This window comes from Streptococcus sp. 3705 (assembly GCF_013277145.1).
Classification (GTDB): Bacteria; Bacillota; Bacilli; order Lactobacillales; family Streptococcaceae; genus Streptococcus.
The window spans coordinates 1-25690 of record NZ_VMMJ01000021.1 but is presented as its reverse complement, the minus strand read 5'-3'; the positions used below and the strand labels follow the sequence as shown (position 1 = coordinate 25690).

Genomic DNA, 25690 nt, shown 5'->3' with positions numbered 1-25690 from the left:
AAGCTATGTGAAAAAACACGACTTTACCCTTTTTGGTAAATACCGCATCGTACTTGGTAGCATCTTATTGCTTTATAGCTTTGTCCGATTATTTGTATAAGAAAAAACCTTGAAGGGCCAACTCTTCAAGGTTTTATACTCTTAGAAAATCTCTTCAAACCGCGTCAGCTTTATCTGCAACCTCAAAACAGTGTTTTGAGCAGCCTGCGGCTAGCTTCCTAGTTTGCTCTTTGATTTTCATTGAGCATTAACTCCAAAAACACGAACATTACTCTTTGTTCAAAAATTGATCCAAATAATAACGTAGGTAACTTTTCTTGCCCGTAATCATCTGCAGACGACCTTCCACCCCGTACCGAAGTTTTTCAGCCTGCTCCGAAGTTAGATTAGTCTCCGCCTCGATTTTAAAGAAATTCCCTTTTTCAGTCTTGGTAGCTGTCGCATCAATACTTGTAATCGTAGAATCCAAGAAAATTTGATTCTTGGCATCATGAGTCGTCATATAGCGAACAGAATCACCGACCTTGACTCTAGCAACATCTTTGGAACTTAGATAAGCTGTAAGTTTGGCATTCCCTTCTTTTTCCAAGGACGGATAGAGTTGGGCTAGTAAGGCACCTTCTGCAACCATGGTAGAATCACTGGTCTCAGGATTAAGATGAAGCACCCCATCCTCACTCGCCGTAATTTTCCCCTTGTCTAAAAGATTTCCCTGTACCTTCTTACCTGACTCCACCTCCAAGATTTTCTGGTCTAGAAGGGTCAATTCCTGACCAACCTTTGCTAAGTGTTGGGATTTGAGAGACTCCAATTGACTGCTTAAGCCTGACGCATAGGCTTGCTGGGTACCTGAACCTGCATACTGGACACGGTAAGTAGCAAGACTGGATTCTAACTGAGAAAGCTGTGCTTCAACCTGCGCAACAGCCTGAGCTTTAGCTTGCGGATTTTCCTCACCCTGAGACTTGTAGGACTGGTAGAGAGAGTAGGCTAGATTCTGACTGGCCAAGGAAGCACCTGTTTCAATAGCTGACTTAGCTGTCTGGTAATCGCGAATTTTAGCTTCTGTTTGACTGATGAGGTTCCCGATTTCAGCTTGGGTTTGGCTAGCTGCTGCATTCTGGGACGCGATGGTCTCATTTTGTTGCGATGTACTAGCCCTAAGACTGCCTGCTTGACTGATGTAGTCGCGAAAGGTGGCTTGGTAGCCAAACTTATCCTCCTCTGGAAAGTGGTTCTCCCCTTCTTGCAGGCTCTTTTGCAAATACTCCAATTGCTTTTTTTGATCCTTAAGCATGTCCAACTGACTGGCATAAGACTCCGCTTGGACACCCTCTGCCCCTTCTTGATATTGAACTAACAGTTCTCCCTTTTTAACCAGCTTATTTTCTTCCAGATGATTGACAAGAATACGATTGTTGCTAGTAGACTGGATACTTGCAAGGACACGACTAGGCTCGACAGTAGCTCTAGTAGACAAACTCATCTCCTTCTCTGCAAATGTTGCAAATCCAAATAAAAACACAAGCAGAAGGGACATGGGTACAATCACCCGACTGGAAAAATTATGGTAACGACGATTATAAAACTCCGCACTTTCTAAAAATTCTGGTTTCATCCTCTCCTCTTTCTAGCTATTTACCAAATGGGCATAAAATCCACCCTGTGCAAGCAAATCAGCATGATTTCCTTCTTCAACAATCTTGCCCTGATCCAAGACAACAACCTTCTCTGTCCGCTCAGCAATGGTCAAGCGGTGAGCGATGAAAATCAAGGTCTTATCTAAAGCCATGAGATTATCCACAATCCGCTTCTCTGTCAAAATATCCAAACTGCTAGTTGCCTCATCCAATATCAGAACAGGCGCATCTGTCAAGAGAGCACGCGCCAGAGCAATTCTCTGACGTTGACCACCTGAGATCCCTGCCCCATCCGAAGTCAATTCTGTCTGGTAATTCAGGGGCATGCGCTCGATATCCTCCCGAATCTCTGCCAACTCAACCGCCCGTAAGATATCTTCCTGTGTCGTCCCATCCTTGGCTCCAAGGAGAAGATTCTCCAAAATCGTTCCGTTAAAGACATAGGGCTGTTGAGGCAGATAGTTGATATACTGACGCAGGGCTTTTTTATCAATCTGATTGAGATTGACACCACCCAGACTAATCTCTCCCTGACTTGGGTCGTAAAAATTAACCATCATCTTGGCCAAAGTCGTCTTACCTGACCCTGAAATCCCCACAAAAGCCACCTTAGACCCTTGGGGAACGGTTAAATTGATATCCGACAAGACGTCTCGACCATAGCCATACTTGTAATGAACCTGCTTGAAGGTCATATCTCCCTTCATCAAGCTCAAATCCTCAACTGTTTTCTTCTCCTCAAACTCAGAAGCTACTAGATACACTTCATTTAGACGGTTATTGGCAACCTGCGCTGTCTGAAGCTTGGTTTGCAGATTGATGATATTTTCCAAAGGATTGGTAAAGTAAACCAGCAAGGTATTATAGGTAATCAACTGCCCCAAACTCATCTTGCCATCCATGACCAGAACAGCTCCCATCCAGAGAATGCCGACATTAAGCAAGAGATGGGCAACCTTTTTCAGAGCCTTTTGCTGACTCTCTGCCCGACTATAGGTAAAGGATTTCTTCAGATAATCCACAAATTCCTTGTCAATTTTTTGGTAACGCTGACTTTCACTGGTCAAGGACTTAATAGTCTCAATACCGTTGATGTCCTCGATGATAGAAGAAGACAGAACCGCATTGGCTTCCATGGTATCCCGATTCATCTTTTCAAAAGGCTTCATAAAGGCAAAGATAATCACTGTGTAGATAGGAAGTGCCAATAAGGTCATGAAAAAGAGATTGGTATTTTGTGAAAATAAAACAAGGGAAATAATGACAACCGTTGACACATCTAGGAAAATCGAAAGAATGGTCGAAGCCAGCGCATCAATGATACTGTTGGCATCTGTGAAACGAGACACGATTTCCCCTGTTCTACGTGTCGCAAAGAAGGACATAGGCAGGTGAAAAACATGCTTGATATAGGACAAAATCACATCAATCGACAAGCGTTGCCCCAAAACAAGTAAGAGATACTCCTGAGCGTAAGACAAAATCTGCTGGAGAATATAGACGATAACCAGCCCAATAGAAATAATCCCAAGCGTCGAACGCATCTGATCTGGCACATAGGTATCAATGATAGACTGCAGATAATAAGAACCCACAATATTAATCAAGGTTACCAAGAGTGTCGCCAAAACGATATTGGCAATCAAGCCACGCTGCTTCACTAATATAGGGATAAAAGAGAGCAGGCCATTCTTTTGATCCTTATGAGGCTTGTAGTCTGGACTAGGTGCCATAAAAAGAGTCACTCCTGTCCATTCTTCCGCAAAACGCTCACGTGGCAGTTTGGTCAATTTCACCCCAGGATCTGGATCGGCAATATGAATGCTATCCTTATCCTGCCCAGTCACCACATAGTAGTGGAGCAATTTTCCTTCCTTAAGCACATGGGTAACAAAAGGAAAAGTCAAATCTGGCAAGTCAAAAAGCGTCATATCCGCCTTAATGGCTCGCGTCTCAAAGCCAATCTCCTCTGCCACCTTGACCAAGCCCAAGGCCGTCGTCCCATCCATGGTCGTCTTGGCCAATTCTCGCAAGTGAGCCAAAGAATAATAACTACCATAGTAGCCAAAAACCATGGCTAATGAAGCTACACCGCAGTCCATCTGATCCACCTGCGGACGATAGTGACGTTTCCCAAATTTCATATTCATCTCCTTTTCCTAATACTCAATGAAAATCAAAGAGCAAACCAGGAAACTAGCCGCAGGCTGCTCAAAACACTGTTTTGAGGTTGTAGATAGGACTGACGAAGTCAGTCACATATATACGGCAAGGCGACGTTGACGTGGTTTGAATTTGATTTTCGAAGAGTATAAACTCATCTGATAACAACTATCTTACCCTAATCCCCAAACAAAAACTGGACTTCCTTCCCAAATGTGCCTATCTACCTCCCAAATGCACTTTTAGGATAAAAAAATAGGCAGAACAAACGTCATGCCTAAAATATATATTTATTTCTTTTTCTTCCTAATTCTTTTGTCAATCATATACAACACGATAATCGAAAACAGCGGTGGTACAATATAACTCTTTTCACTCATTGTCAGATGAAATCCCAGAGTTGCTAGTATCTTAAAGATGAAAATATTCATCAAAAATAGAAAAACAAATACTAAAAAATATTTTAAAATCTTCTTCATTTCTTTTCTTCAACTCTCCTAATTTCTATAACTATTTTATCAAAAATACATGTAATACTCAAGGAAAATCAAAAAGCAAACTAGGAAGCTAGCCGCAAGCTGTACTTGAGTACGGTAAGGCGACGCTGACGTGGTTTGAATTTGATTTTCGAAGAGTATAAAACTCCAAATAAACACCTCAACTACACTTTTTTTGGCAAAAAATAGGCAGAACAAACGTCCTACCTACTAAAAATATGCTATTGAAAGGAAAATGATTTTTTTCTGACACCCTAGGCAAGCTTGGGACAAATAAATCATTGATAGTAACCTTTACGACATCCTATTTAAAGTTACTTCAATTTTTAATGTCCCTGCTATTTCTAAGCCACCTATGGTATGATCTATTCATAGTCAGAATAGATTATACCGTTCTAAATTACGATTCATAGTTACTCCTTTTGTTGATTCGTTACTATAAGACACCTATTCCCTATAGAGCGTCTACTGCTTCAAATTTATCTATTCTTTTTTCTTTACTTCTATATAAAAGAATGAAGACCATCATAAATAATGCAATCGTTGGTATATTGAAACTATCAAGCCAAGTAGGTAAAGATACTTTATTTATGTCAGCTACTAATCTGATGATGATATAAGACATTGAACTAAGTAATACCATGATTTCAGGCCAAACTTTCAGTATTGATTTAACAAATTTCATATTAAACTCCAATGTGATGCATTCTGAGATTCTAGCCTAGTCATTTTAGCACAGACTAACAAATCATTCTTAACTGTTTACTCTACTCGCTTTTTATTGACCTTATATCCTAGATAAAAGAGCCCAAATAAAACGGGGTAAATTTCTGAATAAAATAGGATATTGATTGGATTTTTCAAAATCAAATACGTTACGATGTAGATTATGAGCGATACGGTAAAATAACCCTCAGTAAAGCCTAATAAAAATGTTTTCATAGAAAGCTCCTATTTACCTGACAAGAATGGCGGAAAAACGCTACCATTCATATACACAAAATCCTTTTGATTCATGTTCTTCATTTATAGTTTTGATTATTTTTTGACAAATCTTTGCGAAAATACCAAAATATCCTGCGAAAAGCAAACCAACTAAAGTCCATTGCCAATTAAAGGATACTAACGAACCTGTACGAATCACGTGAAGCGCGACATTAAGAGTTATTCCCAACAAAGGACATATAGTGGCTAGTTTAGGTAACAATGTATTAAGATTAAGGTTGCAACTGTTCATTATCTAACGCCCACGACGAGCCAAATCTGAACCGAATTTGTAACCAGCATTAAAAATTTGTACAGCAGCATTCAGTACTCCTGCAATCCCAACTGCTTCCGCAAGACCAAAACCACCTTTTGTTCCCACTAATTCATCGTTAGATAATTGATAAAATTGTTCTAAGTTCATAGTCGTCATTACCCCTTTGTATTATATTTTATTGCTATGTAAATGATTAAAATGAGTATTGGATAGGTAAATACTTCTGAGACATCCATAAAATTCATACTATACTGTCCAGATAATATTTTATAGTCAATTAAAATTTGAACGACAGTAAAAATAATACGTAGCGATAACAATACCCCTAATAATATCACTTCTTTTTTTAAAAACATAGAAATGCCTCTCTGACTACAATCAGATTATGGTCTATTCGCATAATACCCCAAAGCTGCTCCTCCAGCAAAAAGCGCTGCTGCTCCACCTGCTACTGCTGCACCTATCTTCCAGATAGACACTCCGGCGATTACAAGAGGCAATGCTCCCCCATCCACATCCATCAACTCTTCTTCTGTAAGAGCTACAAAGTTCTGTTCCATTTTGTCAAAATTTGTCATCTTTTTTCTCCTCTTGTTCTATTTTTTCTAAATCTTATCTTCTAAAAAATGGGGTTCCAATAAATATACCGCGTAACAATAGACCTGTAATTAGACCCCGTTGATAACTTTCCTTGCTACCACCCACCAGCAAAGCTAAGTCGCTCTCCTTTAATACTTCAATAGTATACTTATCATTCATTTCATTCATCTCTTATCCTCCTAAAAACCAAAACCTCTACGAAATCCAATGTACCAATCTGCAAGGGTCTTCACCCAATTTTCTCCACCTTGAATATCGGTCAATTCTTCCGAAGTTAGCTCAACAAATCCATAGTAATGTTCTTTCATTATTTTATTCCTTTCTTTTTTCCTCTTACTTATCTATTCGAAAAACAATTCGAAAATGTACAACTAATTAAATTTATTTGAAAAATAATTTAGTAAACCATGGATAGAAAATTGGTAGATACATGAAGCAAACTCCTTTCCTTTTCCTCTCACTTATTTATTCGAAAAAGAATTCGAAAATAAACAACTAAATCAAAATTTATTTGAAAAATAATTTAATGTACCATGAATAGAAAATTGGTAGATACATAAACCAGACTCCTTTCTTTTTCCTCTTACTTATCTATTCGAAAAACAATTCAAAAATGTACAACTAAATTAAATTTATTTAAAAAATAACTCAGTGAACCATGGGTAGAACATTGATATAAACATGAACTAGGCTCCTTCCTTTTTCCTCTTACTTATCTATTCGAGAAAGAATCCAAAAAAATAAGAATATCAGAAAATTTTCCGACATTCTTATTGATAAATTTGTAAGTCTATTAAAACTATTCTACCTTGTAAAAAAATCCCTCGGTACTACCATTGATAAGTTGGTGTCCAAACCATAAGCGGTCTTGTGTAATATCAGACGAGTCAGTATAGCCATTATCTGAAGAAGAGGTGACAGACATGGTTATAGGGATTCCTGCTGGTAAAAAGGCAATAGCTGCACCAGCACCTCCATCTTTAGAAACAGAATTTGCCTTAAGATAGTGGTCAATTTCTTTAGCATGTTCAATTGAAATTTTGGACTTATCACTTACTAAACCATTTTTGTCGAAAGTAAATTCAATACCTGAACGATTCCTCCAAGTTCCTGAGACACTAGAAAAATCTCCATTTTGAATTGCAGTAATATCCATCCCTTTACTTTCTGACGGAAGGCTTGTTTCTCCATTTATGAGACTTGTGACAGATTTCCAAAAGAAAGATCTTATGTCAAGGGAAGGTGGTTTTGTCCCCAGTCCCTCTTCTGTATCTGATTCCATAACTAGTTCTAACAGTGTTCCATCCTGATTTAACTTGTATAGTTTAAGTTGGATTTGATTAGTAGATACTCGGGTAGATAATTGAAAATAACCATTTTCTAAAGGATTAAAATGTACTCGCTCTCCAATAAAGTCCAGATTGTTTTCTGCATTGGTCAGTCGAATAACTTCACCATTTTTAAGAGTTCGAATATCTAATAAATCGTAATAGTTAGAATCCATTTTTAGGGCAATCAAAAGTTCGTCCGTACCGTCTTGGTCTAAATCATACAAGCTATACTGTAATCCATAATATTCGTTAGGATAACCATTTTTTAAGTTTGCTTTTGAATTGATCTCTGTATGTGAAGTTGACGAACCATCTAATACTTTGGCATATTCTTTAAGAACAGGATTATATAGGGTGTAATCAGGTTTCTTCTCTTCCGATGTAGAAGAAGTTGAACTAGTACTTGAAGCAATTGCTCCAGAACTTGTTGCAGAAGTGTTTTCACTCTGATGTTGGCAAGCCGTTAAAATAGAGATAGCTAATATACTAATACTGAATAGAAATAATTTTTTCATATGTTTAATCTTACAATTTGAAATTGTTTTTATACCCACTCACCGTTGTAATTGACACGATAACCGTCAGGTGTAGTTGTATTGATTGCGAGTGCACCAGAGCTATAGGCATAGTACCATTTGCCAGATACTTTCATCCAGCCTGTTTTCATAGCTCCTGAATCTTGAAGGTAGTACCAGCTACCGTTATCTTTGACCCAACCTGTCTTCATCGCACCTGAGCCGTCGAGATAGTACCACGTGCCGTTGTCTTTTACCCAGCCAGTTTGCATCCAACCAGAGTTATCAAAACGATACCAAACACCATTGATTTTTTCCCAGTCATTAGTTGTATAAGTGCCATCTTCGTGTTTATACCACCAGCGACCATTCGAATACATCCAAGTAGATTTAGACTGATGGGTCGTCATGGTTGTATCCGTGTTAGAATAGTTTCCAGATGACGAACTTGTAGAAGTTGACGAGCTAGATGAATTCGAACCTGATTGAGTTATTGTGTTAGTATTTGAATTTGTTGAAGGATTTCCGAAAGTCACCTCTTTTCTAGCTTTAAAGACACGTTTTCTGTTGTCAACTGAGTGATCGTGTGGAGAACCTGCCTCTCCTGACATCTCCAAGATATATGTTCCAGCAGGAAACTGTCTGATATCGAAAACATCCCCTTTAAATTTATTGCTATAGATTAAAGGTAAAAGAAATTGGTCGTTGACGTCATTAGTTAGACCACTAAAGATGACATCATTATTATGTTGGTAGACAATCTTTCCGCTAGCCTTATCAATTAGAGTAACATTTCCTCTAGCTGCATTATCTCCTCCGTGTTGTAGTGGCTCTGAGAGTACACCTTCAAAATTAACTCCAAAATGATGAATTTCAACCTTTGTAATTGTTGCTTCTATTTGTTTTTCAGTACTCGTATTTGAGATAATATTTGCTTGATTATTTGATAAGACTTCTAGTTTGGTCACATAAGTGTAAAAAGGTGCCCCTTTCCCTACGTTTTCTCTAACATCGGCTGTTAGTTTGTAACGAACTCCATCTAATTCAAACTTCATGGTATAGATACCATAGTCTGTTGCTTTAAAGACAATTGTTTTACCGTTGAATCTAGCGAGATAATTGGATTCAAAACTTGCAAATTGCTTAGAGAATTCTTGTCTATAAGCATTATCTACCCAATTAACCGTTACAAAATTAGTTTTTGACTTTGAAGCAGATAAAACATCTGTTAATTTTTCTTTACCTTTTGCTTCTCTTTTCTCTACAAGAGTCACATCTGTTGCGACTAAATCTGTATCACGATAACCAGGAGCAGGTTCTTCAACATAAGCATTAGCTGCAGGAGACCAGAACTTGATCATCGGGACGCCACTTATGGCATTGACACTTGAAATTGTAGCTCCTGTTGCTAGGAGTGATAAAACTGCTGTAGTCGTTAAAACGATTTTTTTCATAATTTTTGTATTCCTTTTCTTTTTATCTATTTTTTATAATCTTATCCTAGACCCACTCACCGTTGTAATTGACACGGTAGCCATCAGGGGTCGTCGTATTGATTGCGAGTGCACCAGAGCTATAGGCATAGTACCATTTACCAGATACCTTCATCCAGCCTGTTTTCATAGCCCCTGAGCTATCAAGATAATACCAGCTACCATTATCTTTGAACCAACCAGTCTTCATAGCACCTGAACCGTCGAGATAGTACCACGTGCCGTTGTCTTTTATCCAGCCTGTTTGCATCCAACCTGAACTATCGAAGTGATACCAGATATTATCTAATTTTGCCCACTGATTGTAAGGGTAAGACCCATCAAGTTGCATAAACCACCAACGAGAGCCCGATTGTCGCCAAAAACCCATACCCCTACCAATATCTTGCATTTGAAAAAAGAAACCTGGTTTATTAGTCCCGTTAGACTTACCTTGTTTTGTTTTCTTACTGGTATGAGTTCCGATAGCCTTCAAATCTTTGTCAAAAAGATTCGCCTTGGTCGCAAATGTTTGAATTTGAGAAGAATCGACTTCTGTGTATTGAATGGCTTTTCCATAACCGCCAGCTAATTCTTCAGAGCCACCAGATGCTGTTCCGAAACTTTGTGCAACGGTAATCCATCCATTTTTAGTGACAGGGTTTTCAAAGGCTGCCAAACCCATATAGGTCAATTCTGAATTGATTAAGGATTCGTAGTGTCCAGTTTGACCAGATACACTTGCCCCACTACGAGATTTGACGTAATCTGCTTTTTCGTCATACCATTGATTAATAGCTGTCATAAATCCATCATAGTTCCAAGCTAAGTTTTCGGCTAGTGAAAAATTCCCTGAAGGCCAGGCACTCCAAATATCTTTATTAGATAAACGTTTATGATGCCTAGTTACAGAAGCTTCTACTGCCCGAACGAAGGCTGTTTTTTCTAGTTCAGTTGACCATTTGATCGGAACATAGCTAGTAACTAGACCTTCATCTGCTGCCTCTTTTCGAATAGCATTGATACGATCTAAGATAGCCTGTTTATCTGGCGTTAAGAAAGTCCCTTCAATCCCAACTAGAGTAGTACCAGAAGAAGTACTAGTGACCTCAGAGTTTAAGATATTGTAGGATTGACCATTGATTGCTTGAGTGGAAACCAGCCTATCATTAGCAGCTACTGATTGTGATGTAACAATTCCTACCCCAAGAAGTGATAGAGCTGAAATCGTTGCAAGTGTGAACTTTTTAGCTTTGGTGTCCATTTCGTGTCCCTCTATTTTTATTTATTGTAAAGTAATCAGTTTGTCCTAAAATCTAGACTTTTTTGGACAAACTTGATAAAATGAAAGTGTAATAATAATTGGTCAAAATGCTGGATTTTAGAACCTTTTTTCTAACGAAAACGCTTCTAAAATAGACTGTATTTTCTGTCCAAAAAATCCTAGGTTTTTTGACAAGAACTATGAATTCTTTATCCAATTATGAAAGGTGCTTTTTGATACTCCTAAGATGTCTGCACCTTCTCGTAAGGTTATTTCTTTTTTCTTATATTGAGCTATCACATCAGGGAGATTATTCGGGACAATCAATTTTGGTCTACCGAATTTCTTCCCTTTTTTCTGTGCTTCCCGTATTCCTTCCCTTTGTCTTTGTTTGATTTGTTCTCTTTCAAACTGTGCCACATAAGATAGGACTTGTAAAACGATATCGGAGATTAGTTTTCCTGTGATATTATCATTGCTATTCTTTGTATTTAATAAGGGGAAATCTAAAACAGTTATATTTACTTTCTTTTTCTTAGTAATTGCTTGCCATTGTTCTAAAATTTCATCATAGTTTCTTCCCAACCTATCAATTGATTTAATAACCAATTCATCATTCTCTTTCAAGGTAGTTAATAATTTTTGATATTCCATTCTGTCAAAATCTTTTCCTGAAACGTAATCAATAAAAATATTTTCTTTTGATAATTTGTTTTCTACTAAGGCTGAAAATTGCCTATCAATATTTTGTTCTTTTGTAGATACTCGAACATAACCGTAACTCATAAAAACTCTCCTTTTTACACTTATTGTAAAATATAAAAGAGGGCAAAATGCCCTCAAGGAGTAGTGTATTCAATTTCTAGCAATTATATATTAGTTCAAACTACTTCATCAAGACTTAAAAGTATGTAAAAAATCACAAACTAAGACCTTCTTCATTCCTTTTCTTCAACTTTCCTAATTTCTATACCTATTTTTTATCAAAAATACATGTAAAACTCCAAATGATGCAAATAGACACTTCAACTGCACTTTTTAGCAAAAAATAGGCAGAACAAACGTCCTACCTACTAAAAATATGCTATTTTGAAAGGAAATTGATTTTTTACTGACACCCTAGGCAAGCTTGGGACAAATAAATCATTGATAGCAACATTTACGACATCCTATTTAAAGTTACTTCAATTTCTAATGTCCCCGCTATTTATAAGCCACCTCTGGTATGATCTATTCATAGTCAGAATAGATAACACCGTTCTAAATTACGATTCATAGTTACTCCTTTTTTGATTCGCTACTGCAAGATTCCTATTTACCTGATAAGAGGAGAGATGGTCCTCTTTACATGTGCAAGATAATTTTGAATCAGATTCATCATTTATCGTTTTGATTATTTTTTGACAAATTTTTCTGTTTTCTTCTCCGAAGACTTTAAAAATTTTTTTCTAATTAAATCATCCATATAGGGACCAAATATACCAACTACTAAACCAATAATAAAACTTTTAAAATCCATAATTACCACCAACATGTCGCTGCATATGCCACACCTCCAAGTATAGCTCCTCCCGCAGCACCAGTTGCTGCACCTTGCCATGTTCCTGTTTTAATTCCTAGCTGAAGACCTCGTGCTGCTCCTCCTCCAACACCTGCTTTGGCAAAATCTCCCCAATTGCATCCGCCACCTTCAAGGCAAGCGAGCATCTCAGTATCCATAATTTCAAATTGTGACATCGTTTTTGTATTCATAACGAATGCCTCCTTTTTTATTTTAATGCTTGTCTTGTTGCAAACTTGACAAGTTTGGTATAGCAGTGTTTATTAAATTGTTTCATCCAAATCTTGAATTACTGAAATAATCATTCCCTGTATTCCTCTTATTTATCTATTCGAAAACGAATTCAAAAATATAATATATGATATTCATTTTAATAAACTATATTAATAAAATGCATTGTAAACATTTCGCCCAAATGATCTACCAGCATTATAGATACCACCGAAAAATCTTCCCGTACTATCAATCACTTTGTGGACATCGATGTTAATATTACCTCTCCATGACACTCGACCACCCTCTACTGTTGCCAAATCTTTTTCTGTAAGACTTGTAAATTTTTCTTCAATTTTTATCATATTCATTATGTCTGTTCCTCTTTATCTATAATTTTTTATTGAAACAAATAATTGTAAATTGTTTCGCCAAACTTCTGCCCCGCCCAATAAACCGGTCCTAAAAGTAATGTCCCTAAAGCATAAATCCCAACTACTCCAACTATGAAAATGAATACTTTCACAGGAATTGACTGCAAACTGTAAAAATTCTCTACCCTAGTAATCCAACTTTCTATTATGCGTTCCATCAGCGCTCTTCCTTCCCTGTTAACGTCCACGACGCTTAGCATGTGCTCCTGAAGCACCATCTACCGCACCCAATAAAAATGTTCCTGCAATTGCGACTCCTCCAACTACTACCAGACCAAATAGCAAGCCTCCTTCTACATCGGCCAATTCCTCATGACTCATTACATGAAAATTATTTTCCATATTTTTAATTTGTTCCATCTTATTCTCCTTTTTTGATTCTTAACAATTGAAAAAGGTAGTTATTTGTATTTCCTTTTTCATATATTCTGTTCATTGTTGTAGGTAAGCTTCACTCTCTAAATATTATCTTAGAATCCAAATAATGCACGACGTAAAATGAACCCCACCATTAAACCATGTTGGTAACTTGCCTCACTACCACCCACCAGCAAGGCTAAGTCGCTTTCCTTTAATACTTCAATAGTATACTTATCATTCATTTCATTCATCTCTTATCCTCCTAAAAACCAAAACCTCTACGAAATCCAATGTACCAATCTACAAGGGTCTTCGTCCAATTTTCTCCACCTTGAATATCGGTCAATTCTTCCGAAGTTAGCTCAACAAATCCGTAATAATGTTCTTTCATTATTTTATTCCTTTCTTTTTCTTCTCACTTATCTATTCGAAAAAAATTTCGAAAACGTACAACTAAATTAAATTTTATTTAAAAAATAACTCAGTGAACCATGGGTAGAACATTGATATAAACATGAACTAGGCTCCTTTCTGTTTCCTCTTACTTATCTATTCGAAAAAAAGTTAAAAAAATAAGAATATCAGAAAATTTTCCGACATTCTTATTGATAAATTCATTCAAATCTAACAGATATTAGACATTAAGGTGTTTTTTTAGAGTTCTTCTGGCTGTTCGTGATACAGGGAAATGCAAGCCTTCTAACAAGGTCACTTCTGTGGCAGTCATCTCTTCAATGGCCTGTAAACTGACCAACGTATTGCGATTGGCATAGATAAAGTAATCTTTTTCAGCCTTGGCAGCTATATCCTTAAGACTGCCATAAATGGTCTTGATAGAATGATTGGCATAGTAGACCTTGATACGATGGGATTCCACTGAGGTTTCAAAGGCTAAAATCTCATGGTAGGGCAGAGTAAAGCCCCGTCTTCCCTCAAAACTATAGGTGAAGAGACGCATATTTTCCCTCTTGTCCACTGCCAGTACATAGTCCAGACAGCGCTCCAGCTGATGACAGTAGTCCGCCTCTGGCTGATCCTTGGAAATAAAATCCAAGGCAGATAAGTGGTAGCGAAAAGCTAGAGGTAAGGCCTCCGAGTGCGTGGACACAAAGACAATGCTTGTAAAAGGATCCCGCTCCCGAACCTGTTGAGCAACCTGAAAGCCCCGTTCACGCTCTCCATCAATCTCTAAATCCAATAAATAGAGTTGGTAATGGTCAAAATACTGAGAATACTTTTCAACATCTCCATAGCTTTTAGCAATATCAATTTCCAATCTTAAATTGCGAGAGCGACCGATATCTAGTAAAGTCTGCTCTATACGTCCCTGCTGAACTCTATCGTCTTCCAAAACTAAAATTCTCATTCCTCTCCCCCTCGTTTCTCATCCTTAAATGGCAATTCTAAATCTTGTCTAAAAGTCGTCTCTCCTAGCTGGGTATCTAAGTTCAAATCATAATGGAAAACCATATCTTCCAAGGTTGCTAAGCCCAGTCCACTGTGGTTTCCCTTGGTAGAGTAACCCTTTTGACTGAGAATGATGGGATTCAGTTCTTCTTTCTTACGAGTGTTTTCAATGATAAAACGAACACTCCTATCACTTGCCAACAAAGCAACCCGAATCTGCGGATTTTCCGCCTCACTGGCTGCTTCTAAGGCATTTGTCGTGAGGATAGAGAGGATACGGATAGCCTCCAACATCGGCAATGCCAGCTCTTCGACAATCCCCACCGTCTCCAAACTAAAATGAATTCCTTGATTATCTGCCACAATCATGGCTTTTGCCAAGGTATTGCGAATGGCTATATCTTGGATATTATGAAGATTAAAGGCCGTGTAGTCCGCCTTTCTCAGCTTTTCATTGGTCTTTAGAAAGACATCTTGATAAATAGTAGAAACCTCAGTCATATCTTGATTAGCTATGGCAGGCTCCATGCTGGCGACAATCCCTGCAAAATCATGACGGAAACCTCGAACCTCATCATAGAGATGACCCAACTTATCCACCATCCCTTGCAAGGAACGATTTTCTTCTTCCTGTCTCTGAATGGTCTGCTCATCACGATAAACCTGCTCTAAGTGTCTGATATAAAAGAGCCAGGAGAAAAAGAGAATGAAAATCAGGAGAGAAATGGTCGTGTCAAAGCGAACGTAAAAAGAACTATTTCTATTGGTCATGAACGAAGAGAATATCCTAAATCCAGTCAGAGGTAGGATAATGAAAAAGCTCTTACGATAGTGGGTTTTAAAAGTATCTGAAAAGAATAAATCCAAATCCAAAGACCAACGCTTCATAATTTTACAACATAGAAAGATTGATAATAAATCAAATATAGATATATATAAAGTAGAAAACGAATCTACGAAACAACAATGCTCACCAGATAATACACGAATCCAAATTGTCAAAAATAAATAACGAATACTTTGAAAGAAGAGAAAAAGATACAGAGAAAGAAAAAGAGATTCCCCTTTTCCCTTGTGCAATACTAATAAAAAAATACAGTAAAAGTAGATAAGAACTCCTATATGAAATAATTCTCCAAATGTTTGACGAGCAGATAAACTAATTAAAAATATAAGTATCCAATAACGTTTTTTATAAAATTCTGGGGAAATTTGAGCGCCCAAATAAATAGTAGGAACTATGGTTGAAACGACTACCAACAGTAGATATATCACAGAAAATAAGAATTCTAAAATAAGCATAAATAAATCTAATCTCTAACTAATACTGTGAATTTAAGCAACGTGTCTACCCGTACCAAATAATTTATTGCACCATTTTACAGTATCTTCAAAAATCCCTCCACCATTCACTTCCTCCAATACCTCTGGGGTTAACTCTTCAAATTGTTCCAATTCTACAAATGTATTTTTCATTTCCATGACAGACTCCTTTTCATTATTTTATAGATAACTCTATCCCCTGTTCCATCTACAAAAGGCTTTAGTTTCCTTTTAAAATACAAGAAATCTAAAGCCTCCTGAAAATGGTATATTGGTTAGAGTGTTAACGATTAGTTGTGAAGATGTTATTTTTATTTAACCACAACCACTTTATAATATTCGTTTGAGTGTGGAGATTCAATTTTAATTTTTTCACCATATAAACCATCGATTTCTTTATCCAGATAATCTGAAACTCCTGATGGCAAGCGTTTCATCTTAAGAATTTCACCAGATTGATCCGCATAGGCTAGGATGTGATAGTGGGTTGTAGCCATACCATCATCAATTAATACAAAGTAACCTGTTTTGAGCTTACCTTGCTCATTTTCTAAATAGTATAGTTTATTGTTATTGATTGTAAAGTGGGTAGCTCCAAGACGAAGTCGTGCACCTGGATTTTCTAAATAGGCATCATTACCAACTTTTTTAATCTCTGAATAGGTTGTCATTGCTGGGATATTAACCACACGATGTCCATTTTCATCAAAGTAGTAGCGATTTGGTAAGTTTTGGAAGTTCTGTACAACTGCCTTAGGATCAATTTCTTGTCCTTCTTCTTTATTATCCACTAAAGCTAAGGTAGTATTTGCAACCTCATCCCCATATTTGTTAGAAAACTTCTGGAACTCTGGTCTGATATACCAAGTGTTTTTTTCAATAATAACATCGTCACCTTTAGCATTTAGCAAATATTCTTGCCCATCTCCAAGTTTGACAATATCATGAATATTGTATCCAGCATCTTTTCTATTTGCTAGATAGCCATCCTTACCAATGACATAACTTTCCCCATCACTGGCTGGAACAGCTCTGTCTGCGACCATAGCACCTGATTTTTCAAAGTAAGCCCATTTACCATTTGCAGTCGCCCATCCTGTTGCCATAGCGCCACTGTCTTTGAGGTAATACCATGTAGATCCTTCTTTGTACCAACCTGTACGCATAGCACCACTATTTGCTAGTGAGTACCATGTATTTCCTTCCTTGTACCAGCCAGTACGCATGGCGCCACTATCTGCTAGTGAATACCAAGTATCACCGTCTTTGAGCCAGCCTGTCTGCATTTTACCAGTGCTGTCGAAGTGATACCATGAGCCAGCATTTTGTACCCATTTATCCTTAGCTAGACTGCCATCTTGAGAAAGATTCCAGTCAGCACCATTTTTAACCCAAGTATCTGCAGCCTGTGCTTGGTTGATAGATAAAAGCAGACCAGCACCTGCAAGCAAACCAAGAGTAAGTAATTTAGATTTTTTCATAGCTATTTCCTCCTTTATTGAACAGCTATAAGAGGGCTTCCCCTCTTTATTTAGCTATATTCTAATACTTTTCATTGTCAAAGTCAATAATATTGTGAAAAATTAGACAATATTACCAATATCTACGAATTGTATTTTGAGCTATACCATATTGCTATAACTCTATAAAAATCCTTTCTTTTTCTCCTTTTTGGAGATTAATTTTTTCTAACTCCATTATATCCCCTATTTGTCCTCAGATTTCTCCTGTCCCTAGAAAGACTAAATCTGTTCCTAAACGGTCATTTAAAGCAAATAAAAAATTCCAAAGCAAATGCCTTGGAACTCCTATTGCTATTTTCCTTGAATGATTTTAACCACATCTCCTACGCTCTGCAGTTGGTCAATTTCTTCGTCGCTGATTTCGATATTAAATTCATCTTCCAGCGTCAAGATAAACTCCATCAAGTCAACTGAGTCAGCATCCAAGTCGTCTTTCAGACTCAAGGATTCTGTCACGACAAAATCCTCTCCCTGTCGCTCTTGGATAATGGTTACAATACGGTCAAAAATTTCTTTTTCTGTCATCTCTTTTATTCTCCTGAAAATTCACGCGCAGTCTGGGCAACTACGTCTGTTTCTAGCATGGTACGAATCTGGCGAATCGTACTATAAACAGCCTTGGCATCGCTTGAGCCATGAGTCTTGACAACCGGTGCCTTAACACCAAACAAGACCGCTCCACCAACATCTGAATAGTTGAGCTGTTTTTTCAAACCTCTGAGGCTGTCCTTGAGAAGGAGTGCGCCTAGTTTCGCTCGGAGACCACCACCTGTAATAGCTGTCTTGAGCAAGCCCATGATTCCCATGGCTGTTCCTTCAATGGATTTGAGCACAGCGTTTCCCGTGAAACCATCTGCCACGACAACATCCGCAACGCCATTCATCAAATCACGCGCTTCCACGTTTCCGATAAAGTTCAAACTTTCATCAGCTGCTAGTAATTCGTAAGTTTCCTTACGAAGCGGGTCACCCTTGCTACTCTCTGTTCCGTTGTTAAGTAAGCCAACACGTGGTTGCGCAATTCCACGGACATTTTTAGCATAGAAGGAACCTAGAACCGCGTATTGATGGAGATGCTGGGCTGTATTTTCTGCATTAGCACCGAGGTCCAGCATGTCAAAACCTTTCCCATCAATAGTTGGCAATGTTGACATAAGCCCAGGACGATCAATATTCTTGATACGACCCACGATAAAGAATCCTGCTGCTAGTAAAGCACCTGTATTCCCAGCCGATAGGACAGCATCTGCCTCTCCATCTTTGACAGCCTTAGCCGCCAAGACCATACTGGCATTTTTCTTCTTCCGAATAGCTCTCGTAGGTTCATCGTCTGAATCAATCTTCTCATCCGTATGGATAATGCTGACGCGCTCTGTTGCTGTTAGATATTGCTTGATTTTAGCTTCATCTCCGTAGAGTTGAACCTCGATATCTGAAAAGTCAGCTAGGGCTTGATTTACACCCTCAACGATGGCTTGGGGTGCGTAATCGCCTCCCATGGCATCTACTGCGATTTTTTTCATTTGTTTTCCTCTTTTAGTAATTGTCCCCAGTCTGCTAGGGAATCAATAAATTTCTTTGATTTTAGGTGAATCCCAACGTACTCTTCGTAGAGTTGATCCATAAATTGGCGTAGCTCTTGCTTGATTTCAGGCTTGAGCGAAATGGTCTCCAAGGTCTCAAAATCAATGGCTTGAAACTGATTGAGCAGATAAGGGATATTGGGATTGAGATGGCAACGTCTCTCATCTTCATGATAATGGTCTGAACAGAGGCAGGCTCCATATTTGAAAGAAAAGTCAAAAGCCTGACCGACCCGATGGCAGAAGACACACTCATTAAAATTGAGGCCGATCCCAAATCTGGTCAAGATTTGGATTTCAAAAATATTGGTCAAAACCTGATAATCCAAACCTGCTTCCATCAACTCCAAAGTCTTTTGTAAAAAAGCAAACAAGGGAGCATCCTGCTGATTATCCTGCAAACTAGCATCTGCAAGAGCTGCCACATAGGTCGCATAAGCCATGACAAAAAGATCGCTATTAATCTTGGGAAAGGTCATCACCTCATGATAGTCCTCAATGTAACTGAGCCCATCATCATTGATTCGCAAGAGAAATCGTGCCAGCACCAAGGGCTGAATAACAGGAGCCAGTTTGGACTGGCCAGCATGTTTGACGAAAAACATCCGCTTACCAGCCTGCTCAGTAAAAATCTTGACTAGCTTGTCATCCTCACGAAAATTGCGATTGTAGAGCACCAAGCCTTGACTCGTGATAGACTGAATCATGCTTCTCTCATGTACTCCTCAAGTCGTTTCATGGCTTCTTTGATCGTCTCCATGCTGGCTGCATAAGACAGACGCACATAGCCTTCTCCGTAACGCCCAAAGGCAGCTCCAGGGATAAAGGCAACGGCCTTCTTCTGAGCAAAATCCTTGAGAAAGTCAAAGGAATCTTGATTATAGCCCGCTGGAATCTTAGCAAAGATATAGAAGGCACCGTCTGGTTTGATAATCTCAAAACCAAGAGCAGTCATTTTCTCGATGATATAGTCCCGACGCTGGATGTATTCCTTTTTCATAGGTTCCGCATCATTTTTACCAGCCGTCAAGGCTTCCACCGCAGCGTGTTGAGCCATGGTATTTGCAGCAGTAACCAAATACTGGTGACTCTTAATCAACTGGGCTGTGAAGGCCGCAGGAGCGAAAATCAGACCCAAACGCCAACCAGTCATAGCATGCGATTTCGACAAACCATTGATAATGATAGCCTGGTCTCTCAACATCGTTCCTAGAGATACATGGGCTTCCCCTGTATAGGTCAATTCTGAGTAGACCTCATCACAGACAACGAAAATCTCGTACTTGCGTAAAACATCTGCCAAGGCTTCCAACTGCTCCCGACTATAGGTAATTCCTGTCGGATTAGCTGGATAGTTGAGAATAACCGCCTTGAGCTTGTCACCTTGCTCCAAAATGGCCTTCTCCAACATTTCAGGAGTCAAGACAAACCCATTTTCAGTTGTATCAATCTCGACAACCTCTGCCCCAACTAGATTGACAATCGGTTCATAACCCGGATAAGCAGGAGCTGGCAAGAGCACCTTGTCTCCCTCTTCCAAAATAGCTGTCAAAGTAGCAGATAAGGCCTCTGTCGCCCCAATTGTAACCAAGATTTCATTTTCAGGAGCATAGTCCAGTTGGTACTTTTCCTTAACAAAGTCACTGGCTGCCTGACGTAGAGTCAGCAGGCCACTCATCCCTGTATAGTAGGATTGGTTCTGATCAATCGCTCGCTTAGCCGCCTCCTTGACATGATCTGGCGTTGTAAAATCAGGTTCCCCCAAGGTCAAACGCAAGACCCCAGGAATCTCCGAAATAGCCTGGTCAAACTGACGAATCAACGAAACTTGAATCTTATCTAACTGTTTATTAAAGCGCTTAGTTAAATCCATAGATACCTCCTACTTTCAAAACGTATCTCTATTATACTACAAAAGCCCCCCGACCGCAAAAATACATTAGAGAATAGCTTTCCACTTTCTATTTTACTTTTCCTGTTAACAGGTCTATAATGGTAACAGATTCTATTTGGAGGTTCTTATGTCATTTCTATCAAAAAATGAAGCAGGTATCTTGGCCTGCCTTCTCATTTCTATCGTATCTTGGTACTTAGGAGGATTCTTCCCTGTTATTGGCGCACCCGTGTTTGCCATTTTCATAGGCATGCTCCTACATCCCTTTCTCTCGCCCTATAAACAACTGGATGCGGGATTGACCTTTAGTTCTAAAAAATTGCTCCAGTATGCCGTTATCTTGCTTGGTTTTGGTCTCAATATCTCGCAAGTCTTCGCAGTTGGGCAATCTTCACTCCCTGTCATCCTGTCCACCATTTCAATAGCCTTGATTGTTGCCTACCTCTTCCAGCGCTTCTTTACACTGGACACAAAACTGGCTACCTTGATTGGAGTAGGTTCTTCTATCTGTGGGGGTTCTGCCATTGCGGCGACAGCGCCTGTTATCCACGCTAAGGAAAAGGAAGTAGCCCAAGCCATCTCCGTGATCTTTTTCTTCAATGTCTTGGCTGCACTCATCTTTCCAACTCTAGGTACCTGGCTTCATCTATCCAATGACGGCTTCGCCCTCTTTGCAGGAACTGCGGTCAACGATACTTCCTCTGTAACGGCTACCGCCAGCGCCTGGGACAGTCTCTACCAGACCAATACCCTCGAATCCGCAACCATTGTCAAACTCACACGTACTCTGGCTATCATCCCCATCACTCTCTTTCTCTCCTACTGGCAAAGTCGTGAACAAAAAAATAAGCAAGGATTACAACTGAAAAAAGTCTTCCCTCTTTTTATCCTTTACTTCATCCTTGCATCGCTCCTAACCACCCTTCTGACCTCTCTCGGTGTGTCTAGTAGTTTCTTTACCCCTCTCAAACAACTCTCCAAATTCCTCATTATCATGGCCATGAGTGCTATCGGACTCAAAACCAATCTGCTAGCTATGGTCAAATCCAGTGGAAAATCCATTGTTCTCGGAGCCATCTGTTGGATTGCCATCATCCTCACCAGTCTTGGTATGCAGACCCTTATCGGCATTTTCTAATACTCTTCGAAAATCTCTTCAAACCACGTCAACGTCGCCTTGCCGTATATATGTGACTGACTTCGTCAGTCTTATCTACAACCTCAAAACAGTGTTTTGAGCAGCCTGCGGCTAGTTTGCTCTTTGACTTTCATTGAGTATAACACAAAAGGTAGCCCACCAGCTACCTTTTCTTATGCTTCCTCAATTAAGCGAGTATGTTCTCTCTTGATGCAGCGATTCATCACAATGTCATCGCATCCACCAGCACGCAAAATCTCTTCCGCTTCTAGACTTTCAAGTCCTAGCTGTGCCCAAAAAATCTTGGCATCAGCCTTGAGAAAATCACGCGCCACATCTGGCAAAAACTCACTGCGACGGTAAACATTGACAATATCTACAGGAAAAGGAATCTCCGCTAGGCTAGCATAAGCCTTCTCACCCAAGATTTCACCACCTGCCGCCTTGGGATTGACTGGGATGATTTTATAACCCCGAGCCTGCATTTCCTTGGTCACTCGATTGCTAGTTGTTTCTTCACGGTCTGACAAGCCCACCACAGCAAGGGTTTTACTCGCTGTTAGATACTGACGAATCACGCCATCACTTGGATTGATAAATTCTTGACTCATAGAAATCCTCCTTTTTCATCAGTATAGCACAATTTGAAAAGGCTTGCAGAATTCTACTACAAAAAAGGAGGACTAGCCCCCTTTTTATTTAGCCTCGTACCAGGTTGCCCCTTCATTCTCATCTGCGATAAGAGGAACACTGAGTTGAATGGCTTCTTCCATGGTTTGTTTCACCAATTTTTTCATCTCTACCAATTCAGATTTAGGCACTTCAAGGACGATTTCATCGTGCACTTGTAACAGCATCTTAGTCTGATAACCACCTGCAACCAAGGCTTTATCCAGCTGGATCATAGCAATCTTGAGAATATCTGCTGCCGAACCCTGGATAGGAGAGTTGATAGCTGTCCGCTCTGCAAAACCACGAATATTAAAGTTTCGCGAATTGATATCTGGCAACTCACGGCGACGCTTGAAGAGGGTCTCTACATAGCCCTTATCACGCGCCTCACGCACCACTTCATCCATATAGTTTTTAATACCTGGGAAGCGTTCAAAGTAGGTGTCAATGTAGTCTTTGGCTTCCTTACGACTAATACCCAGATTATTAGACAAACCAAAATCTGAAATCCCGTAAACCACTCCAAAGTTAACTGCCTTGGCATTGCGACGGTCGTTTGCAGTCACATCCTCAGGACGCTCAATGCCAAAGACCCGCATGGCTGTCGAAGTATGGATATCTGCCCCCTCTTGGAAAGCCTTAATCAAGTGCTCATCCTTAGAAATATGCGCCAAAACGCGTAATTCAATCTGTGAATAGTCCGAGCTGAGAAGGACACTATCCTCCCACTCTGGCACAAAAGCCTTACGAATGAGACGCCCCTGTTCCAAACGCACAGGAATATTTTGCAAGTTTGGATCCACACTAGACAGACGCCCAGTCTGAGTCAAATCCTGCACATAGCGCGTGTGGATCTTTCCATCAGCCAAAATCCAGTCCTGCAAGCCAATTACATAGGTAGATTGAATCTTAGCAATCTGACGGTAGTCAAGAATTTTCTTAACAATTGGCGCAATAGGAGCTAGACGCTCCAACACATCCACCGCTGTCGAGTATCCAGTTTTGGTTTTCTTAGTGTATTCTAGAGGAAGTCCCAATTTTTCAAAGAGAAGTACGCCCAACTGCTTAGGCGAGTTGATATTAAACTCCTCACCAGCCAGTTCGTAAATCTCCTGAGTTAGTTTTTCAATGACAAGCTCATTTTCAGCCTGCATCTCAAGCAAGGTTTCTTTTTTAACCTTAATCCCAGCGATTTCCATCTTGGCAAGGACAAAGGCCAGAGGTTGCTCTATATCATAAAGAAGCTCTAACTGCCCATTTTCGCTAAGTTTTTCAAGCAAAACAGGCTCTGTTTCGACCAACACAGCAAGCTTACGAGCCAAATGTTCCAAGAATTTCTCGCGTCCAGGAATGACCTTCTTGACTCCCTTACCATAGAAAGTCTCATCATCAACCAAATAAGTCTGACCATAAAGACTAGCGATGGTCGCAATTTCATTGTCCTCCACAGTCGAAAGGAGATATTTAGCCAAACGGCTGTCAAAAGCAGGTGCCTGCAAATCAATACCCAAACGATTCAAGAGAACTTTAGCCTTCTTAAAGTCATAAACTCTCAGAGGTGTTTTTTCTAGAAAATCCTTAAAAATAGGCTCTTGCAAAAGCTCAAGCTTGTCTGTGGCATAGAGCTTATCTCCACAAGACCAAGCAAAACCAACCAAATCATCCGTATGGTAATTCTCACCAAAAAGCTCAAAATGGAAGATAGACTCTTCAGTCAGCATATCTTGACTGATTTGGTCAACAATAGTAAAGTCCAAACTCTCAGCCACATCAGCTGACGACACATTTAAAGCCTGCTTGAGCTGTTTGAAGCCCATCTCATCGTAGAATTTCCCGAGATTTTCAACATCTGGACCACTATAGACCAAATCCTCCAAACCAATCTCAATCGGTGCCTTGGTATCAATGGTCGCCAGTGTTTTCGACAAAAAGGCCTGTTCCTTATCATTGATGAGATTTTCCTTCATCTTAGAAGTCTTCATCCCATCGATATTTTCATAAATACCCTCAAGCGAACCATGCTCCAGCAAGAGCTTGATACCCGTCTTTTCACCGATTTTGGTCACCCCAGGAATATTATCCGACTTATCTCCCATAAGCGCCTTAAGATCGATAAACTGAGTCGGTGTAATGCCCATCTTTTCCATAAGATATTCTGGCGTAAAGGCCTCAAACTCAGCCACACCTTTTTTGGAAATTTCAACCACCGTATGCTCATCCGTCAGCTGAATCAAGTCCTTGTCCCCACTGACAATGGTAATATCAAAACCATCTTGTTCAGCTAATTTATCTAGTGTCCCAATAATGTCATCCGCCTCATACTGAGCCAACTCATAGTGACGAATTCCCATATGATCCAACAACTCACGAATGAAAGGAAATTGCTCACGAAACTCATCAGGAGTCTTAGCCCGACCACCCTTATAGTCCGCATACATCTCTGTACGGAAGGTCGTCTTTCCCGCATCAAAAGCCACCAAAATATGACTCGGCTCAACCCGTTCCAACAAATGGCTCAACATCAACTGAAAGCCATAAATCGCATTGGTATGCAAACCAGCCGCATTCTTAAAACGGTCCAACTGTTGATAGAGCGCAAAAAACGCCCGAAAAGCAACAGAAGACCCATCAATCAATAATAATTTTTTCTTATCCATACACCCATTATAAAGGAAAGCACCAAAAAATACCATTGGAAAGAGCCAGAGCAAGTATTTTTCAAACTTTTTCCGAATAAATAGATAGTAGCAGTGAATCTAGCAAACTTAGATTTAAAACTGTGGTATAATAAAAGGAGGAAAAGGATGATTCTCAGACATCCGGGCATTAGCCCAACCAA

General features: G+C 39.4%; 30 protein-coding genes and 2 pseudogenes. 2 read left to right on the top strand and 30 right to left on the bottom strand.

Features of this window, described 5'->3' with window-relative positions:
- Positions 1–100, top strand: a pseudogene (locus HT714_RS09760) (undecaprenyl-diphosphatase); the annotation flags it as partial.
- 168 nt (positions 101–268) lie between these two features.
- On the opposite strand, the gene comB reads toward HT714_RS09760, so the two are convergent.
- From comB to HT714_RS06890, 28 genes and pseudogenes are all read right to left on the bottom strand, one after another.
- Positions 269–1618 carry a competence pheromone export protein ComB gene (gene comB / locus HT714_RS07005; protein WP_173251723.1) on the bottom strand — a complete coding sequence of 450 codons (1350 nt, stop codon included), beginning with the start codon at positions 1616–1618 and terminating at the stop codon, positions 269–271.
- Positions 1619–1630: 12 nt separating this feature from the next.
- A complete protein-coding gene (comA, locus tag HT714_RS07000; RefSeq protein WP_173251721.1) occupies positions 1631–3784 on the bottom strand; it encodes a peptide cleavage/export ABC transporter ComA in 2154 nt (717 codons plus the stop codon).
- A 309-nt stretch (positions 3785–4093) separates the two neighbouring features.
- Positions 4094–4282, bottom strand: a complete 189-nt coding sequence (locus HT714_RS09755) for a hypothetical protein (RefSeq protein ID WP_240148114.1) — start codon at positions 4280–4282, stop codon at positions 4094–4096.
- Between the two features lie 472 nt (positions 4283–4754).
- The gene (locus HT714_RS06995) at positions 4755–4985 is read right to left on the bottom strand and encodes a bacteriocin immunity protein (protein ID WP_173251719.1); all 231 of its coding nucleotides are present in this window, start codon (positions 4983–4985) and stop codon (positions 4755–4757) included.
- 77 nt (positions 4986–5062) lie between these two features.
- Positions 5063–5242: a hypothetical protein gene (locus HT714_RS09750; protein ID WP_240148113.1), complete on the bottom strand. Its 180-nt coding sequence runs from the start codon at positions 5240–5242 to the stop codon at positions 5063–5065.
- An 80-nt stretch (positions 5243–5322) separates the two neighbouring features.
- Positions 5323–5537: pseudogene (locus HT714_RS09745) on the bottom strand (bacteriocin immunity protein).
- Between the two features lie 3 nt (positions 5538–5540).
- Positions 5541–5708, bottom strand: coding sequence for a class IIb bacteriocin, lactobin A/cerein 7B family (locus HT714_RS06990; protein ID WP_173251716.1), 168 nt, complete (start codon positions 5706–5708; stop codon positions 5541–5543).
- Between the two features lie 236 nt (positions 5709–5944).
- Positions 5945–6139, bottom strand: coding sequence for a class IIb bacteriocin, lactobin A/cerein 7B family (locus tag HT714_RS06985; protein ID WP_000180815.1), 195 nt, complete (start codon positions 6137–6139; stop codon positions 5945–5947).
- Between the two features lie 34 nt (positions 6140–6173).
- On the bottom strand, positions 6174–6329 hold the full coding sequence (locus HT714_RS06980; RefSeq protein ID WP_001004584.1) for a hypothetical protein: 156 nt from the start codon (positions 6327–6329) through the stop codon (positions 6174–6176).
- 11 nt (positions 6330–6340) lie between these two features.
- Positions 6341–6469 (bottom strand): smi_0059.1 family bacteriocin-like peptide, encoded by a 129-nt coding sequence (locus tag HT714_RS06975; protein WP_000658223.1) that lies wholly within the window; start codon positions 6467–6469, stop codon positions 6341–6343.
- Between the two features lie 491 nt (positions 6470–6960).
- A complete protein-coding gene (locus tag HT714_RS06970; RefSeq protein WP_173251713.1) occupies positions 6961–8007 on the bottom strand; it encodes a DUF6287 domain-containing protein in 1047 nt (348 codons plus the stop codon).
- A 29-nt stretch (positions 8008–8036) separates the two neighbouring features.
- Positions 8037–9461: an N-acetylmuramoyl-L-alanine amidase family protein gene (locus HT714_RS06965; RefSeq protein ID WP_173251711.1), complete on the bottom strand. Its 1425-nt coding sequence runs from the start codon at positions 9459–9461 to the stop codon at positions 8037–8039.
- A gap of 46 nt (positions 9462–9507) precedes the next feature.
- Entirely contained in the window at positions 9508–10743 is a 1236-nt protein-coding gene (locus tag HT714_RS09870; RefSeq protein WP_173251709.1) for a CAP domain-containing protein, read from the bottom strand.
- Positions 10744–10941: 198 nt separating this feature from the next.
- Positions 10942–11529, bottom strand: coding sequence for a recombinase family protein (locus HT714_RS06955; protein ID WP_173251707.1), 588 nt, complete (start codon positions 11527–11529; stop codon positions 10942–10944).
- Between the two features lie 607 nt (positions 11530–12136).
- Complete coding sequence (locus tag HT714_RS09865; protein ID WP_007284823.1) at positions 12137–12262, bottom strand: PncF family bacteriocin immunity protein; 126 nt, start codon at positions 12260–12262, stop codon at positions 12137–12139.
- A gap of 2 nt (positions 12263–12264) precedes the next feature.
- Positions 12265–12495, bottom strand: coding sequence for a bacteriocin-like peptide BlpU (gene blpU, locus HT714_RS06950; protein ID WP_049512844.1), 231 nt, complete (start codon positions 12493–12495; stop codon positions 12265–12267).
- A 192-nt stretch (positions 12496–12687) separates the two neighbouring features.
- Positions 12688–12888, bottom strand: coding sequence for an SPPN_00645 family bacteriocin-like peptide (locus HT714_RS06945; protein ID WP_001055966.1), 201 nt, complete (start codon positions 12886–12888; stop codon positions 12688–12690).
- A 240-nt stretch (positions 12889–13128) separates the two neighbouring features.
- Positions 13129–13311, bottom strand: a complete 183-nt coding sequence (locus HT714_RS06940; protein ID WP_000435077.1) for a class IIb bacteriocin, lactobin A/cerein 7B family — start codon at positions 13309–13311, stop codon at positions 13129–13131.
- Between the two features lie 110 nt (positions 13312–13421).
- Complete coding sequence (locus HT714_RS06935) at positions 13422–13562, bottom strand: hypothetical protein (protein WP_001004581.1); 141 nt, start codon at positions 13560–13562, stop codon at positions 13422–13424.
- Between the two features lie 11 nt (positions 13563–13573).
- Positions 13574–13702 (bottom strand): smi_0059.1 family bacteriocin-like peptide, encoded by a 129-nt coding sequence (locus tag HT714_RS06930; RefSeq protein WP_000658221.1) that lies wholly within the window; start codon positions 13700–13702, stop codon positions 13574–13576.
- A gap of 243 nt (positions 13703–13945) precedes the next feature.
- Positions 13946–14677: a response regulator transcription factor gene (locus HT714_RS06925; RefSeq protein ID WP_173224636.1), complete on the bottom strand. Its 732-nt coding sequence runs from the start codon at positions 14675–14677 to the stop codon at positions 13946–13948.
- Complete coding sequence (locus HT714_RS09730) at positions 14674–15489, bottom strand: GHKL domain-containing protein (RefSeq protein WP_240148112.1); 816 nt, start codon at positions 15487–15489, stop codon at positions 14674–14676. The genes HT714_RS06925 and HT714_RS09730 overlap by 4 nt, the downstream gene beginning before the upstream one ends.
- Before the next feature lie 564 nt (positions 15490–16053).
- Positions 16054–16200, bottom strand: a complete 147-nt coding sequence (locus HT714_RS06915) for a smi_0057.1 family bacteriocin-like peptide (RefSeq protein WP_000425304.1) — start codon at positions 16198–16200, stop codon at positions 16054–16056.
- Positions 16201–16352: 152 nt separating this feature from the next.
- Positions 16353–17522: an N-acetylmuramoyl-L-alanine amidase family protein gene (locus HT714_RS06910; protein ID WP_173224631.1), complete on the bottom strand. Its 1170-nt coding sequence runs from the start codon at positions 17520–17522 to the stop codon at positions 16353–16355.
- A 333-nt stretch (positions 17523–17855) separates the two neighbouring features.
- Positions 17856–18089, bottom strand: a complete 234-nt coding sequence (locus tag HT714_RS06905; RefSeq protein WP_000136446.1) for an acyl carrier protein — start codon at positions 18087–18089, stop codon at positions 17856–17858.
- 5 nt (positions 18090–18094) lie between these two features.
- Positions 18095–19087, bottom strand: coding sequence for a phosphate acyltransferase PlsX (plsX, locus tag HT714_RS06900; protein ID WP_050072407.1), 993 nt, complete (start codon positions 19085–19087; stop codon positions 18095–18097).
- The gene (gene recO / locus HT714_RS06895; protein ID WP_173224628.1) at positions 19084–19854 is read right to left on the bottom strand and encodes a DNA repair protein RecO; all 771 of its coding nucleotides are present in this window, start codon (positions 19852–19854) and stop codon (positions 19084–19086) included. The genes plsX and recO overlap by 4 nt, the downstream gene beginning before the upstream one ends.
- The gene (locus HT714_RS06890) at positions 19851–21020 is read right to left on the bottom strand and encodes a pyridoxal phosphate-dependent aminotransferase (RefSeq protein WP_173224625.1); all 1170 of its coding nucleotides are present in this window, start codon (positions 21018–21020) and stop codon (positions 19851–19853) included. Before HT714_RS06890 ends, recO begins: the two co-directional genes overlap by 4 nt.
- A gap of 148 nt (positions 21021–21168) precedes the next feature.
- Between HT714_RS06890 and HT714_RS06885 the strand changes: the two genes are divergently transcribed.
- Positions 21169–22179, top strand: coding sequence for a YeiH family protein (locus HT714_RS06885; protein ID WP_173224622.1), 1011 nt, complete (start codon positions 21169–21171; stop codon positions 22177–22179).
- A gap of 173 nt (positions 22180–22352) precedes the next feature.
- On the opposite strand, the gene HT714_RS06880 is transcribed toward HT714_RS06885, so the two are convergent.
- Entirely contained in the window at positions 22353–22790 is a 438-nt protein-coding gene (locus HT714_RS06880) for a CoA-binding protein (RefSeq protein ID WP_173224619.1), read from the bottom strand.
- Positions 22791–22874: 84 nt separating this feature from the next.
- On the bottom strand, positions 22875–25508 hold the full coding sequence (gene polA, locus HT714_RS06875) for a DNA polymerase I (protein ID WP_173224616.1): 2634 nt from the start codon (positions 25506–25508) through the stop codon (positions 22875–22877).
- Positions 25509–25690: the final 182 nt, after the last annotated feature.